A 14,129-nucleotide genomic window follows, 5' to 3' on the forward strand; every position below is an offset into this window, starting at 1 on the left:
TTAGTAAGTAAGGGACACGGATTTACACGCCCCCATTTATAAAACAAATATCGACATATTACACATACCAATATCGCTTAATTTTTCAATTAACAAAATAAGGTGTTGATGGCATAAAACCAACATAAAATCGATTAAAATATTTAAATGTTTCCCCTTGATTTGTTCAAAAAAACGGGCGGTACTGCAACACTCTATAATCCAACGTATTGAAGTTTGGGTTTTTGGCCTTCAATTCTTTATAATCGGCAAGGCTACCGACTGCCCTATTGGCCGCCCCTGATGGTGCGGTTAATGAAACCGTACGGACCTTCCTCTCCAATGGTTGATTCGAGGGGAGCGTAAATTGATGGATTCTGGGCACTTGAGCATTCACCACCTTTAGATCAATACCATATTCCTTCAGGTGTCTTCGGAAGAAATATTCAGGTCCGTTTTTACTGTTTCCACCGGTAAACAACAACGTATCAACTTTCTTGTATTCGTTTAAATAACCTATCAGGTTCCTAAGTTCTATATTGGCCATTCCCAAATCCGAAGCATCTATTTTTGAACGTTCGGCACTTTGCACAATATCACAAATGCCGATTTTACGCTCGATCAGAAACCGCTTTCGTTGTTCAATAGCTTCCGGTGTAGTCTCAAACTTCAGGTCGAGTTCGAATATGCGGTCGAGAATCGGCCATAGTTGCCCGTCCTTACTACCGTAGCAAAAATCCACATCTCCTTCTTTCAACATACCCATAGTAAATCTTGGAGGCGGCAAAGTACCAACGATCAATTTGGTGGCTTCTTTAAAAAGAAAGGGTTCGTATGGGTGATAGTGGAAAAACATAAGGTAAATATCCGATTATTTCGAAAAAGTATAGATTTAAAACCAAAAATACATTTTGAATGCGCTCTGATTAATATTGACAAATCCTTATAAAATGATTACATTTAAAGGTAACTAAAAAATCAAATCATGGGAAAAGGGGACAAAAAATCGAAAAGGGGAAAAATAGCCAATAATTCATATGGGGCAAGAAGACCCAGAAAAATAAAAAAGAGGATTAGCGTAGAAGATAAAATAGATATTAAGAAGAAGAAATAACGTTTAGTCCACTACAAACACCAATGTAACGTTACCTTCATCATCAATTCCGACCTCATAGGTATAGAACCCAAAAGGTAATGGCGTCTCCCCAACATAATCGATGGGTTGCAGAACATAGGTTTCCTCACCTGCCGAAATATTAATATAATTGTAGGTATAGGCAGTTTCGTATTCCAAATAATCCGAAAACGAATCGGGTGAAAGGTTTTCATGAACCATCTCTTCACCTCCTACTTGAATGGTATCGTATACTAAGGAACTTACATTCTTTACCCTAATCTGCACCCCTTCCAATTCATCATCACGATCGGTACAACCGATAAGGAATACAAATACACTGATTGTTAACATTAGGAACCGTTTCATCTTCTTTGATTTAGAACTGTATGATAACAACGAATGAAGTACGGAAATATTCTATCGAACAAAAACGGGCTCGTTTTCTTTTAAGGTATGTTCCTTACTATACACATATCCATCACCGTTAAAAGCTCGGATATCGTCTAAGGTCCTTACATCTGAATCAACGATATACCTAACCATTGAACCACGTGCTTTTTTAGCGAAAAAGCTGATGATCTTTAATTTATCATTCTTCCAATCTTTGAAAATAGGCGTTATCACAGGTACTTTAAGTTTCTTTTGATCAATGGCACCGAAATACTCCTTACTGGCCAAGTTTACGAACAATTCATCATCACCCAACTCGGAATTCAAATAATCGGTCAACTCTTCCTTCCAAAATTCATATAAGTTTTTTTTACGGCCGATCTTTATCGTGGTACCCATTTCCAAACGATAGGGTTGCATAAGATCTAAAGGTTTAAGAACCCCATATAATCCAGAAAGTATACGTAAAGTATCTTGAAGTTTATCCAATTTTTCCTCTGGAATGGTATACGCATCCAACCCTTGGTACACATCTCCACTGAAAGCATAAACGGCGGGTCTGGCATTAGACGGATCAAAAGGAACGGAAAAACTTTGGTTACGCTCCCAATTCAATTCTGCCAGCTTATTCGAAATACCCATTAATTTTGATAAAGCGGCAGGTTTCTTCTTTACCAATACCTTATTTAAGGTTTGGGCCTTATCTAAAAACACAGGTTGTGAAAACCTATCAACAGGTATTTTACTTTCAAAATCCAACGATTTTGCCGGAGAAACAACAATCTTCATATTCTTCTAATTTACCAAATAAAAATAAAAAGGATTATGGTACAAACCTACCGTATTGGGGTAGTAGTTTTCAATACCGATATAAACGGAATTTATTATTGCTTGCTGTGTTTGGAATAATCTTGCCATTTTGCGATGCAATTGGCCATATCTTCAGGGATTTCCGAATCAAAACGCATATGCTTTCCTGTAACCGGATGCACAAAACCCAAGGTTTTGGCATGCAATGCCTGTCGCGGCAAAATTTTAAAAGCATTATCAACAAATTGTTTGTACTTGGTGAACGTAGTACCCTTCAATACTTTATCTCCACCATAGCGTTCATCATTAAATAGAGTATGCCCAATATATTTCATATGCACACGTATTTGATGGGTTCGCCCGGTTTCCAACTTACAGGATAATAGGGTGACATAACCCAAACGCTCTAACACTTTATAATGCGTTACGGCTTCCTTTCCCTCATCGCCTAAGGGAAAGACCTGCATTTGTAATCTATTTTTGGGATTGCGGGCAATATTGCCCTCGACCGTACCTTCATCATCCTCTACATTACCCCACACCAAGGCAATATACTCTCTTTCAGAGGTTTTGTCGAAAAACTGTTTGGCCAAATGAGTCATTGCAGCTTCAGTCTTGGCGACCACTAAAAGTCCGGAAGTGTCCTTATCGATTCGATGCACCAATCCTGGACGTTCATTATCATTAGTTGGCAAATCCTTCGTATGGAACAATAAGGCATTGATCAAAGTGCCTGAATAATTCCCATGCCCGGGATGCACGACCATACCGGCAGGTTTATTGACTACCAATAGCACATCATCTTCATAAACGATATCTAACGGAATATCTTCTGGAGTGAGCAATAGTTCATGCGGAGGATGTTCAAATAAAACCTTCACTTCATCACCTGCCTTTACCTTGTAATTCTGTTTTACGATCTTATCGTTTACCCAAATATGACCATCCTTTGCTGCCTGTTGAATTTTATTGCGCGTAGCGTTTTCAATGAAATTCATCAAAAACTTATCAACCCGTAAAGGTTCCTGTCCTTTTGAGGCTACGAATTTATGATGTTCATAAAGCTCTTCCTCATTGGGTTCTTGTAGATGTGGGCCCATAGATTATTCTGAATCGGCTTTAACTTGGGCACGTTCGGTAATACTCCCGTTTCCGCATACCAACTCTATTTTAGAAGTCTTGGGAAGTTTATCCCCAGGTTTAATATACTTGCCCTTAAATTTTATTTGGTACACCATATCTTTCCCTAGTTCATCGATATAGGTGACCCGTTGCACATCTAAACCAACCGCCTTGAGCATTGATGAGGCATTACGTTGCGTCACTTGGATAATATTGGGTACGGTTACTTTTTTATATCCCGAAGGGTTTACCGTAAAATAGATCTTACGGTCTTCTTTCACCTTTGTTCCCGCTTTTGGATCTTGTTCAATAATTGAAAACCTAGGGTAATTGGGATTATAATTGGCCGAATCCAAAACCTCATAACGCAGTCCAGCATCTTCTATAGCCGAACGCATATCCATGACCGACATCTTTGCGAAATCGGGTACCTCAACAAACTCCCCATGATTGGTAGAACTGTTCAACCAGCGCAAAGTCACCAGGACCAATACCACAGTGACCACAAAGGCCAAAACCAATTGTATTAAAAATGTACGACTGCGTAAAAAGTTAAAAAAATGTCTCATTGAATTTTATTGATCCCACAAATATAGGAAATGAGCCAAAACTTTAAGCGACCATGCTCCCAAATGTTGGTTAAAGAACAATGCTATTATGTAAACTCCAAAAAAAAACATTCTCAGGTTTAAAAGAAACCCATGGCTTTTTCTTTACTTTGAACCTTGAAAATCGCTTCTAAATTAATTGAATCGGCATGAAGAAAAAAGTAGCCATTATCATGGGTGGATATTCGAGTGAATATGAAATATCATTGAATAGCGGCAATGTAGTACATACGTATCTGGATAAAAATGAATTTGAAAGTTACCGCATTCATATTTTTAAGGATAAATGGGTCTATGTTGATGAGAATGACAAGGAATTCCCTGTAAACAAAGATGATTTCTCGATTAGAACCAATGGCAAGACCATTACTTTTGACTGCGTTTTCAATGCGATTCATGGCACACCGGGCGAAGACGGATTAATGCAGGCTTATTTTGAATTGCTCAACATACCTCAAACGTCCTGTGATTACTACCAAGCCGCCTTGACCTTCAGCAAGAGGGATCTTTTGAGTGTTTTAAAACCTTACGGAATTAAATCGGCACCTTCTTATTATCTTAATATGGGTGATAGCATTGACTTGGATGCCATAGTAGAAAAAGTAGGACTACCCTGCTTTGTAAAGGCCAACAAGGCCGGAAGCAGTTTTGGTATTTCCAAGGTATATAAAAAAGAAGATTTACAATCCGCCATTGAACTAGCCTACAAGGAAGACAATGAAATAATCATCGAGGCCTTTTTAGAAGGCACGGAGGTTTCTGTTGGAGTTATTAAATTTAAAGGGGAAACGAAGGTTTTGCCCATTACCGAAATAGTAACAGAAAACGACTTTTTTGATTATGAGGCCAAGTACGAAGGCAAATCCCAAGAAATCACTCCTGCAAGAATAACCCCTGAACAAGAAAAGAAAGTTAGCGAAATGGCCAAACATGCTTATGAAGTGCTAAAGATGAAAGGGTTCTCCCGTAGTGAGTTCATTTTCGTGAACAATGAACCTTACATGCTCGAAATGAATACCACCCCTGGGCTAACAACAGAAAGTATATTGCCACAACAAGCAAAAATCGCGGGAATATCGCTTGCAGAACTTTTTGGAAATGCAATAAAGGAAGTATTACCTAAAAACTCCTAACTTTACCACATGAGACGCGCTATTTTTCCTGGTTCATTTGATCCTTTGACCCTAGGCCACCATGATATTATCATGAGGGGCATTACCCTTTTTGACGAACTTATCATCGCCGTTGGTGTCAATGCGGATAAAAAATACATGTTTACCCTTGAGCAAAGACTAGAGTTCATCACCAAGGAATTCAGCCATGAACCAAAAATAAAAATCCTGACCTATGAAGGACTTACGGTAGATTTTTGTGAGAAAGTAAATGCAGGATTCATATTACGTGGTTTAAGGAACCCTGCGGATTTTGAATTCGAAAAAGCGATTGCCCATACAAATAGAAAACTCTCTGACATAGAAACGGTATTTTTATTGACTTCTTCAGGTAAATCGTTCATTAGTTCTTCAATCGTTAGGGATGTAATACGAAATGGTGGAAATTACTCCATTTTAGTTCCCGACACCGTAAAGGTCAGATAATTCGTTATCCCCTGTTATTATTAATGAGGAGATTGCTTTACACAGACGAGCATTTTTTTATTTCTGTAGTCTTTTTCTTTCTTTTTTTATAATTCCAGAAGCACTTGATACTGTCAAAATAGTATATCACAACTAGTATTGCCCTATTCACAACAAAGCTTTAGGTGTAATGAATAATACCTATACATTCGTAAGAAATTACATCATTATGATAAAGGGAACACAGACTAATTGCAATAATTATTTAATAAAACAGCTACCCAATGCAACTGTTTTTTTGAATAATAATTTAGAGGTCGTACATGTTTCCGACAAATTCGTAGATGATTACGATTTGGTATTCGACACTATTATAGGTAAGCCCATAGAGCTGATATTCAAAACAATAACCCAAGATTGCATCAAGAGCTTAAAAAGTAATCTTAAGGGAGAAAAAAGTCAAACACATTGCGAATTTTTCGTCACCAAGAACAAGGAGGAAAAAAGATTTAAATGGAAAAACGTTCCTTGGTATGATGAACACGAAAACATTATCGGGGTAATAATACAAACAGAGGATATTACCAAAAGAGTCTTGGATGAATTGAAGTTGGAAAAATTGGAATCTGTCTTAAACGGTAAATCAGAAATCGCCAAAATCGGAACATGGGAATATGATATTGAAAAAAACAGTCTGCATTGGTGCAATATCACCAAAAGCATCCATGAAGTTCCTATGGATTTTGTTCCTGTTATTGAAGATGCCATAGATTTTTACAAGATCGGTTTTAGCAGAAACACTATTTCCATGGCGGTCAACAACACTTTGAAAAATGGGACCCCTTGGAGTGAAAAACTACAGATAGTTACAGCTAAAGGTAAAGAACTCTGGGTTACAGCATCAGGAAAACCCGTATACAACAATGATAAAATCGTAGGTATCATAGGAACTTTCCAAGACATCAATGACAGCGTACTGTCACAAATAAAAATAAAGGAAAGTGAACATCTATTAAAAACATTGATTGATAACCTTCCGATCAATGTTTACATAAAAGACATAGAATCGCGAAAAGTTCTGGTGAACAAGGCCGAATGTGATTTTGCCGGTGTTTCCAATCCTGAAGAAATCCTAGGAAAAAACGATTTTCAACTTTATAATAGAAAAACGGCTCAAGAATTTAGGGATGAAGACCTAGAGGTCATAAAAACAGGAAAACCCATTTTAGGAAAGGAAACCATATGTAAGGCCAAAGATGGATCCACTACATCAATCTTGGTATACAAACTCCCTTTAGTCAATTCCAAAAATGAAATTGAGGGTATTATAGGAATGTCCTTAGACATTACCGAAACGAGAAAAGCACAACAAAAGCTAGAGGAAAAAGAACGTAATTTTAAAAGTATATTCAACTCTTCATACCAATTTACAGGTATTTTGGATTTAGATGGCACTCTTATCGAACTCAATGACACTGCTTTGAAATTTGCCGCCGAGAGGTTCGAGGACGTAATCGGCAAAAAATTCTGGGACCAATCTTGGTGGCCCAAGGAAACTGCCACACAAAAACTACTTAAGCAAACCATTAAAACCGCATTAAAAGGAGAAACCATAAGGGAAGAAATAAAAATTTACGACCCAAACAAAAAATTGATTCCCATAGATTTTTCCTTAAAACCCATTTACAACGATAAAAACAAAGTGGTTTCATTATTGGCAGAAGGCCGTATGATAGCTGAAATGGTAGCCGCTAGGGAAAAAATAAAAGAGAGTGAACTTAAGTTCAGGACATTATACGAATTGTCTCCAGTGAGTTTTGTCCTATACGATTTCAATACAGGCAAAATCATAGATTTCAACACCTCCTTTAAAAACACATTTGGGTACAATGAAGAAAGCCTATCTAAATTAAAATTCTGGGATCTTTTCAAGGAAAGGAACGACAACCACAGAAAACAAGCCCACGAAGAATTAAATTCAAAAGGCACCTTTGGGCCTTTTGGCGAAAAATTGAACCATAGAAAAGGAGCTGAACTTACGGTAATCATCAATAAGTCAATGATCGTCAACAAAAAAGGTGAAAAACTTGTTTGGACAATAATTCAGGACATCACAGAAACCGAAGAAAAAGAGAGGCAAATCAGGGAAGAACGTAAACTCCTTAAAACAGTTGTGGATAACTTACCCTTGAATGTTTATATCAAGGATAGGCAATCAAGGAAAATCCTTGTCAATAAAGCGGAATGTGATTATATGAACGTTGAAAATGCGGATGAGATTCTTGGTAAAAACGACTTTGAACTATATGACGAAGAAACGGCCCAATTGTCCCGTAATGAGGATTTACAGGTTTTCAAAACCCTGAAACCCATCCTAGGAGCTGAGAAAATAAATAAATGTAGGAATGGAGAAAACACGACCTTTCTAACCTCAAAAATACCACTAAAGGGAGAAAACGGTAAGGCTTACGGATTGGTGGGCATTAGCCTAGATATTTCCGAGTTAAAACAGAAAGAAGAAGAACTCAGAAGCCTGATCAACGTTACCTCTTTACAAAACAAAAAACTGATTAACTTTGCCCACATCGTGTCCCATAACCTAAGGTCCCATTCGGCTAATTTTTCGATGCTTTTAGAATTCATGATCAACGAAAACAATGAAGAAGAGAAGAGAACCTTGACAAAAATGCTGGTAGAAGCGTCAGATAATTTACTGGAAACCTTGGATAACCTTAATGAGGTGCTTGCCATTAATTCAAATGTAAATTTGAAAAAGTCCTCATTGAATCTAAATCATAATTTAAACAAGATAAAGCAGAACCTTGCGGTATTCCTCAAGGACAAGAATGTAAAAATCATCAACAATATCCCAGACCACACCAACATACAGGCCATACCGGCTTACGCAGAAAGTATCCTCATGAATTTCATTACTAATGCCGTGAAATACAAATCCCCCGATCGCGACCCCGTAATCAAGTTAGGGGTAACGCAAAAAAGTGGCTATACTATTTTAAGTATCGAGGATAATGGCATGGGCATTGATTTGAAAAAATACGGTGAAAAATTATTCGGATTGTACAAAACATTCCATGATAATCCAGATGCGAAAGGAATTGGGCTATATATGTCCAAAAACCAGATTGAGGCCATGAACGGGAAGATTACCGTAACCAGTAAAGTTGGCATAGGATCCACTTTTAATATTTATTTTAATGAAAAAAATTAATTCGATATACATAGTGGATGATGATCCCATTACCGTTTTCGGAATACGGAAAATGCTGGATACCTCAATCGAGTTCAATTCATCCAGTACATATGTCAATGGTCAATTGGCCATTGATGCCATTAAGCACACTTTAATATCCGATGAAAGAACACCTGAAGTTATTTTCTTGGATATTAACATGCCAATTATGGACGGTTGGCAGTTTTTGGAGGAATTTATAGAACTACCCATAAAAGAAAAGATAATCATCAATATCGTTACCTCTTCAATAGACCCGGCAGATATTGAAAACTGGGAATTTTATAGAAAGAAAACCCATCATATTATCCGGTTTAACAATAAACCGATCACTAAGGCGAAAATCATAGAAATAACGCAGCCAGTCGAATAACGGACTAATAACCTATTCCCCGAACAACATCTTAATATTAGTATAGGAGTTCATAAGTGCCTTTTTTATTTTCTTTGGCCCTTTCCATTTCACTTTATGGATCCCTTCGCTCTCCTGCCCCACTAGTTCACCTTCATAAGAGGTTTTCATGGCAAACCAATGAACTTCCTTTAACTTGTACTTTCCGTTACGCTTAAAGATATGGTAAGTGGTTCTCAGAAAATTTTCGATTTTTAGTTTCTTTACCCCTGTTTCTTCCATTACCTCCCTAATGGCACATTCCTCAATGGTTTCCCCCTTATCCAATTTACCCTTTGGCAAATCCCATTTGTCGTTCCTATAGATAAAGAGCACTTTGCCCTTATCATTGGTCACTACACCACCTGCAGCAACTTCTTTGGGAATGGTCTTACAGAATTTTTTTAGTATCTCTTCATGGTTTGGGTGATAAATATATGCTTGGCTCAATTTTTTCTTGGCTAACGCATCTATCGCTTCCTTGACAGCATCACTATTCAATAAAAAATATTTACTATTTGCAATATCCGACAATTCATTTGTCAAAATCAGGGGTAGTTCTTTAACAAAAACTTTATACATTTGCGAAATGGTTTTAGATAAAAACACGGCAAAAAAAACTGCAGAGCTCCTACTGCAAATTAATGCAATTAAGTTGAAACCCGAAAATCCTTTTACATGGGCTTCGGGATGGAAATCTCCGATTTATTGCGACAACAGGATTATATTGTCATACCCGACCATTAGAAATTATATACGGGAAGAAATGGCCAAACAGGTTGAAACCCTTTACGGCAAGCCCGATGTGATTGCAGGCGTGGCCACAGGAGCTATCGGCATTGGTGCCTTGGTAGCGGATTATTTGGGGCTACCTTTCGTATATGTGCGTCCGGAACCAAAATCCCATGGACGCCAAAACCAAATTGAAGGTTTACTGGAACATGGCCAGAGTGTGGTTATCATTGAAGATTTAATAAGCACGGGCAAAAGCAGCTTAAATGCGGCTAATGCATTGAAAGAGGCCGGTGCCAATATCAAAGGTATGTTGGCCATATTTACCTATGGCTTTGATGTAGCCGCAACAAATTTCAAGGAAAAAGAACTGGAACTTCATACACTTTCGGACTATGCCCATTTAACAGAACAGGCATCAGAGACAGGATATATAAAAGAAGATCAGTTGAACACCCTTATGGAATGGCGTAAAGCACCATCCCAATGGAAAAACCAATAATACAATTGCCATGCATATAGAAACTCCCAAAAATACAATAGATAAAAGTGCAAAAGAAGTTTACGAATTTCTTACCGACCTTAAGAATTTCGAAAAACTTATGCCAGAAAACATTGATAAATTCGAGGTAATCAATGAGGACAGGTTTCTTTTTGCATTAAAAGGAATGCCACAGATAGTTCTTGAACGTCAAGAACAGAACCCACACGACAAGATCGTATTGGGAGCAGCCAGCGACAAACTACCCTTTACATTAACGGCCGATATCAACGAGCTGAACGAAACTACATGTGAAGTAGTCTTGAGTTTTAGCGGCGAATTCAATGCTATGATGGCCATGATGATCAAAAAGCCGATAACGAATTTCATGGGTACGTTGTCAGATAACCTTGTGACCATTTAACCATTTAATACAACAGGCTGATTTCTTTCATGTTAAATTCCTTTAGGACACCATCCTCTAGGGTAACCATTAATTTACCTATATCGGAAACCCCGGTTATAAACCCCATGAACATATTGCCCTCTACATCTTTAAAAGTGGAAGGTTTGTCTTTTCTGAACAGAAGAGTTTCATAATTTTGTTTCATAAATTCGGCACCCTTTACCCCGAACTCTAAAAAAGTATTTTTCAATTCGTCCTGAATCAAGAACAGTAGTTCATCCAGATCATAAATCTTTCCGGTCAACAATGAAAGTGACGAAACATTGGGCAAGTCTTTGAACGTTTTTTGGTTCACGTTCAACCCAATACCGATGACCGAGGAAAGCATTCGACTTCCCGATAAAATATTTTCAATCAAAATTCCACAAATTTTAGAACGCCCTGACAGAATGTCGTTTGGCCATTTCACCTTTAAATTAGGTATCCCCAACTTTGACAGCGCATTATAAATCGCCAAGGAAATACAAATATTCAACTCAAAAGGGTTAGCCATACGCACGGAAGTCAAATCTTTTAAAATACTGAATGTCAAGTTTTTAAAAGGTTCGGATACCCAAACCGTTCCCATTTGTCCCCTACCAAGGGTTTGGGCTTCGGTAACCACAATGGTAAAATCTTCCAAGGAAGTTTTGCTCATTAAATCCTTTAAGTATAAGTTTGTTGAGTGCGTGGCATCAAGTTTGATTATCTTCATATTCTACCTTAGAAAAGCTTATAACATCTATTGTTAAAATTTTTAAGGATAAAAGAACAAAAAAATAATAACTTTGTAGAAATTAAAATTTTTGAATGCAAAAAAGGAAAGCTAGTGCAGATGAGTTAATTGCATTAATTTTACAGGGAATCGAAGAAGTAAAAGGACAGAATATATCTTTACTTGACCTAAGGGAAATTGAAAACACCGTATGCGACTACTTTATTATTTGCGATGGTACTTCGAACACTCACGTGAACGCCATTGTAGGATCAATCCAAAAAACAGTTAGTAAAGCCATTAAGGACAAACCTTGGCACGTTGAAGGTGAAGACAATGGCGAATGGGTTTTAATGGATTATGTTAATGTAGTAGTACACGTCTTCCAAAAACATATTAGAGAATACTACGATATAGAAGGACTTTGGGGCGACGCAAAGTTCACCACAGTAGAAAGTAGTATTAATCAGTAAAAAAAAATAATGGCAAAAGACAATAATACAACACCCAAAAAACCGAAATTCAGTTCATGGTGGATCTATGGACTAATTGCGATATTCCTTATTGGGTTTCAATTTATAGGTAGCGGCAATTTAAACAATACCAAAAAAACGACCACTTCTGAACTTCAGGAGTACCTTAGAAATGGGGATATCAGTAAAATACTGATAATCACCAATACAAACCAGGCCAAGGTTTTCCTAACGGATGAAGCTCTGAAGAAAGAGGTACACAAAGATGTGGCCGAGAAACCTTTATTACCCACTACAGGAGCCGTACCCCAATACATATTGGATTATGGGGACCTACAGATATTCCAGAATGAAATTACCGAAATTAAAAAAGAGGCTAATCTGGACACCATTGTAGAGTTCGATAAAGAATCTAACTTAATTGGTGACCTATTGTTGGGCATACTTCCTTTTGTGTTGATCATAGGAATTTGGATCTACCTTATGCGTCGTATGTCAGGCGGTGGAGGCGGCGGTGCCGGAGGTCAGATATTCAATATCGGAAAATCCAAGGCCAAATTGTTCGATGAAAAAACGGACACCCGTACTTCATTTAAAGATGTCGCAGGTTTGGAAGGCGCCAAAGAAGAAGTAGAGGAAATCGTGGAATTCTTAAGAAACCCGGATAAATATACATCCCTTGGAGGTAAAATTCCGAAAGGAGCCTTATTGGTAGGCCCTCCAGGAACAGGTAAGACCTTATTGGCCAAAGCCGTTGCCGGTGAAGCCAAAGTTCCTTTTTTCTCATTATCAGGGTCTGACTTTGTAGAGATGTTCGTAGGTGTAGGTGCTTCTAGGGTGCGTGATCTTTTTAAACAGGCCAAAGATAAATCACCAGCTATAATCTTCATCGATGAAATCGATGCCATAGGTAGGGCAAGGGGAAAAAACAATTTCACTGGATCAAACGACGAACGTGAAAATACCTTGAACCAGCTATTGACCGAAATGGATGGTTTCGGAACCAACACGAATGTTATCGTACTTGCTGCCACAAACCGTGCAGACGTACTTGATAAAGCTTTGATGAGGGCCGGTCGTTTTGACAGGCAGATTTATGTGGACCTACCCGATATTCGCGAAAGAAAAGAAATTTTCGAAGTGCATCTAAGACCAATCAAAACAGCGGAAACTTTGGATTTGGATTTCTTGGCCAGACAAACCCCTGGATTCTCAGGTGCCGATATTGCCAATGTCTGTAATGAGGCCGCATTGATTGCAGCCCGTAAAGAGAAAAAAGCCGTTAACAAACAAGATTTCCTTGATGCCGTTGACCGTATTGTCGGAGGTCTTGAGAAAAAGAATAAAATAATAACAGCCGGCGAGAAAAAGACAATCGCTTACCATGAAGCTGGTCATGCCACAGTAAGTTGGATGTTGGAACATGCCGCACCTTTGGTAAAGGTAACTATTGTACCTAGGGGACAGTCCTTGGGTGCTGCTTGGTACCTGCCAGAAGAAAGGCTTATCGTTAGACCCGAACAAATGAAAGATGAAATGTGTGCCACCTTAGGAGGAAGGGCCGCAGAGAAAGTAATCTTCGATAAAATATCAACTGGGGCCTTGAGCGATTTGGAAAAAGTCACAAAACAAGCAAGGGCCATGGTAACCGTATATGGCTTAAACGACAAAATAGGAAACCTTACGTATTATGATTCCTCAGGTCAAAATGAATACGGATTCACCAAACCTTATAGTGAGGAAACCGCTCAAAAAATCGATACTGAAATTTCAGCGATCATCGAGGAACAATACACCAGAGCCATACAAGTCCTGACCGATAATAAGGACAAACTCATTGAACTGGCCGAGCGCCTTTTGGAAAAAGAGGTTATTTTCAAAGAAGATTTAGAAAAGATTTTCGGCAAAAGACCTTTTGATAAGCATTTCGACGGCAAAGGACAAGAAGTGACAAAGGAAGAAGCTGAAACAAAAGAAAAAGAAGCTAGTAGCGAAGAGGAAGAAAAAGAAACAGACAACAAGGAAAATAAATAAACCCG

At 38.1% G+C, this 14,129-nt stretch carries 16 protein-coding genes; 9 read left to right on the forward strand and 7 right to left on the reverse strand.

Annotated features, from left to right (window positions below):
• Positions 1–166 precede the first annotated feature (166 nt).
• Positions 167–835 (reverse strand): uracil-DNA glycosylase family protein, encoded by a 669-nt coding sequence (locus tag R3X28_RS18680; RefSeq protein WP_317666371.1) that lies wholly within the window; start codon positions 833–835, stop codon positions 167–169.
• 129 nt (positions 836–964) lie between these two features.
• On the opposite strand from R3X28_RS18680, the gene R3X28_RS18685 reads away from it, so the two are divergent.
• Positions 965–1,093 (forward strand): 30S ribosomal protein THX, encoded by a 129-nt coding sequence (locus R3X28_RS18685; RefSeq protein WP_154367897.1) that lies wholly within the window; start codon positions 965–967, stop codon positions 1,091–1,093.
• Positions 1,094–1,096: 3 nt separating this feature from the next.
• On the opposite strand, the gene R3X28_RS18690 is transcribed toward R3X28_RS18685, so the two are convergent.
• The 4 genes from R3X28_RS18690 to R3X28_RS18705 all read right to left on the reverse strand — a co-directional run bounded on the left by R3X28_RS18690 (position 1,097) and on the right by R3X28_RS18705 (position 3,987).
• Entirely contained in the window at positions 1,097–1,462 is a 366-nt protein-coding gene (locus tag R3X28_RS18690; RefSeq protein ID WP_282057045.1) for a hypothetical protein, read from the reverse strand.
• Positions 1,463–1,513: 51 nt separating this feature from the next.
• On the reverse strand, positions 1,514–2,275 hold the full coding sequence (gene yaaA, locus R3X28_RS18695) for a peroxide stress protein YaaA (RefSeq protein ID WP_317666375.1): 762 nt from the start codon (positions 2,273–2,275) through the stop codon (positions 1,514–1,516).
• 95 nt (positions 2,276–2,370) lie between these two features.
• Entirely contained in the window at positions 2,371–3,396 is a 1,026-nt protein-coding gene (locus tag R3X28_RS18700; RefSeq protein WP_317666377.1) for an RluA family pseudouridine synthase, read from the reverse strand.
• Positions 3,397–3,399: 3 nt separating this feature from the next.
• Positions 3,400–3,987 (reverse strand): PASTA domain-containing protein, encoded by a 588-nt coding sequence (locus tag R3X28_RS18705; protein WP_317666379.1) that lies wholly within the window; start codon positions 3,985–3,987, stop codon positions 3,400–3,402.
• A gap of 188 nt (positions 3,988–4,175) precedes the next feature.
• Between R3X28_RS18705 and R3X28_RS18710 the strand changes: the two genes are divergently transcribed.
• The 4 genes from R3X28_RS18710 to R3X28_RS18725 all read left to right on the forward strand — a co-directional run bounded on the left by R3X28_RS18710 (position 4,176) and on the right by R3X28_RS18725 (position 9,226).
• The gene (locus R3X28_RS18710) at positions 4,176–5,159 is read left to right on the forward strand and encodes a D-alanine--D-alanine ligase (protein WP_317666381.1); all 984 of its coding nucleotides are present in this window, start codon (positions 4,176–4,178) and stop codon (positions 5,157–5,159) included.
• Between the two features lie 9 nt (positions 5,160–5,168).
• Positions 5,169–5,624: a pantetheine-phosphate adenylyltransferase gene (gene coaD, locus R3X28_RS18715; RefSeq protein ID WP_282057041.1), complete on the forward strand. Its 456-nt coding sequence runs from the start codon at positions 5,169–5,171 to the stop codon at positions 5,622–5,624.
• Between the two features lie 169 nt (positions 5,625–5,793).
• A complete protein-coding gene (locus R3X28_RS18720; RefSeq protein WP_317666383.1) occupies positions 5,794–8,832 on the forward strand; it encodes a PAS domain S-box protein in 3,039 nt (1,012 codons plus the stop codon).
• Entirely contained in the window at positions 8,819–9,226 is a 408-nt protein-coding gene (locus R3X28_RS18725; RefSeq protein WP_154367883.1) for a response regulator, read from the forward strand. Before R3X28_RS18720 ends, R3X28_RS18725 begins: the two co-directional genes overlap by 14 nt.
• Positions 9,227–9,238: 12 nt before the next feature.
• Here the strand turns inward: R3X28_RS18725 and R3X28_RS18730 are convergent, their stop codons facing one another.
• Complete coding sequence (locus R3X28_RS18730; RefSeq protein ID WP_154367881.1) at positions 9,239–9,826, reverse strand: NUDIX hydrolase; 588 nt, start codon at positions 9,824–9,826, stop codon at positions 9,239–9,241.
• Between the two features lie 7 nt (positions 9,827–9,833).
• On the opposite strand from R3X28_RS18730, the gene pyrE reads away from it, so the two are divergent.
• Together pyrE and R3X28_RS18740 are read left to right on the forward strand one after the other, a co-directional pair.
• Positions 9,834–10,478, forward strand: a complete 645-nt coding sequence (pyrE, locus tag R3X28_RS18735) for an orotate phosphoribosyltransferase (protein ID WP_154367879.1) — start codon at positions 9,834–9,836, stop codon at positions 10,476–10,478.
• A 10-nt stretch (positions 10,479–10,488) separates the two neighbouring features.
• The gene (locus tag R3X28_RS18740) at positions 10,489–10,881 is read left to right on the forward strand and encodes an SRPBCC family protein (protein ID WP_154367877.1); all 393 of its coding nucleotides are present in this window, start codon (positions 10,489–10,491) and stop codon (positions 10,879–10,881) included.
• Positions 10,882–10,885: 4 nt separating this feature from the next.
• Here R3X28_RS18740 and R3X28_RS18745 read toward each other — a convergent pair whose 3' ends face one another.
• Positions 10,886–11,617 (reverse strand): biotin--[acetyl-CoA-carboxylase] ligase, encoded by a 732-nt coding sequence (locus R3X28_RS18745; RefSeq protein WP_154367875.1) that lies wholly within the window; start codon positions 11,615–11,617, stop codon positions 10,886–10,888.
• A gap of 95 nt (positions 11,618–11,712) precedes the next feature.
• On the opposite strand from R3X28_RS18745, the gene rsfS reads away from it, so the two are divergent.
• Positions 11,713–12,090, forward strand: a complete 378-nt coding sequence (gene rsfS / locus R3X28_RS18750) for a ribosome silencing factor (RefSeq protein ID WP_154367873.1) — start codon at positions 11,713–11,715, stop codon at positions 12,088–12,090.
• A gap of 9 nt (positions 12,091–12,099) precedes the next feature.
• Positions 12,100–14,124 (forward strand): ATP-dependent zinc metalloprotease FtsH, encoded by a 2,025-nt coding sequence (gene ftsH, locus R3X28_RS18755; RefSeq protein WP_154367871.1) that lies wholly within the window; start codon positions 12,100–12,102, stop codon positions 14,122–14,124.
• The last annotated feature ends 5 nt before the right edge of the window (positions 14,125–14,129 follow it).

The organism is Maribacter sp. TH_r10 (assembly GCF_033101095.1).
GTDB lineage: Bacteria > Bacteroidota > Bacteroidia > Flavobacteriales > Flavobacteriaceae > Maribacter_A > Maribacter_A luteus.

What these genes read in the sequence shown, in the direction of transcription:
- R3X28_RS18720 (WP_317666383.1), top strand. Translation starts at nt 5,794, where the DNA reads ATGAATAATACCTATACATTCGTAAGAAATTACATCATTATGATAAAG.
- rsfS (WP_154367873.1), top strand. Translation starts at nt 11,713, where the DNA reads ATGCAAAAAAGGAAAGCTAGTGCAGATGAGTTAATTGCATTAATTTTA.
- R3X28_RS18705 (WP_317666379.1), bottom strand. Translation starts at nt 3,987, where the DNA reads ATGAGACATTTTTTTAACTTTTTACGCAGTCGTACATTTTTAATACAA.
- coaD (WP_282057041.1), top strand. Translation starts at nt 5,169, where the DNA reads ATGAGACGCGCTATTTTTCCTGGTTCATTTGATCCTTTGACCCTAGGC.
- R3X28_RS18745 (WP_154367875.1), bottom strand. Translation starts at nt 11,617, where the DNA reads ATGAAGATAATCAAACTTGATGCCACGCACTCAACAAACTTATACTTA.
- R3X28_RS18740 (WP_154367877.1), top strand. Translation starts at nt 10,489, where the DNA reads ATGCATATAGAAACTCCCAAAAATACAATAGATAAAAGTGCAAAAGAA.
- R3X28_RS18725 (WP_154367883.1), top strand. Translation starts at nt 8,819, where the DNA reads ATGAAAAAAATTAATTCGATATACATAGTGGATGATGATCCCATTACC.
- R3X28_RS18730 (WP_154367881.1), bottom strand. Translation starts at nt 9,826, where the DNA reads ATGTATAAAGTTTTTGTTAAAGAACTACCCCTGATTTTGACAAATGAA.
- ftsH (WP_154367871.1), top strand. Translation starts at nt 12,100, where the DNA reads ATGGCAAAAGACAATAATACAACACCCAAAAAACCGAAATTCAGTTCA.
- R3X28_RS18680 (WP_317666371.1), bottom strand. Translation starts at nt 835, where the DNA reads ATGTTTTTCCACTATCACCCATACGAACCCTTTCTTTTTAAAGAAGCC.
- R3X28_RS18685 (WP_154367897.1), top strand. Translation starts at nt 965, where the DNA reads ATGGGAAAAGGGGACAAAAAATCGAAAAGGGGAAAAATAGCCAATAAT.
- R3X28_RS18710 (WP_317666381.1), top strand. Translation starts at nt 4,176, where the DNA reads ATGAAGAAAAAAGTAGCCATTATCATGGGTGGATATTCGAGTGAATAT.
- yaaA (WP_317666375.1), bottom strand. Translation starts at nt 2,275, where the DNA reads ATGAAGATTGTTGTTTCTCCGGCAAAATCGTTGGATTTTGAAAGTAAA.
- pyrE (WP_154367879.1), top strand. Translation starts at nt 9,834, where the DNA reads ATGGTTTTAGATAAAAACACGGCAAAAAAAACTGCAGAGCTCCTACTG.
- R3X28_RS18700 (WP_317666377.1), bottom strand. Translation starts at nt 3,396, where the DNA reads ATGGGCCCACATCTACAAGAACCCAATGAGGAAGAGCTTTATGAACAT.
- R3X28_RS18690 (WP_282057045.1), bottom strand. Translation starts at nt 1,462, where the DNA reads ATGAAACGGTTCCTAATGTTAACAATCAGTGTATTTGTATTCCTTATC.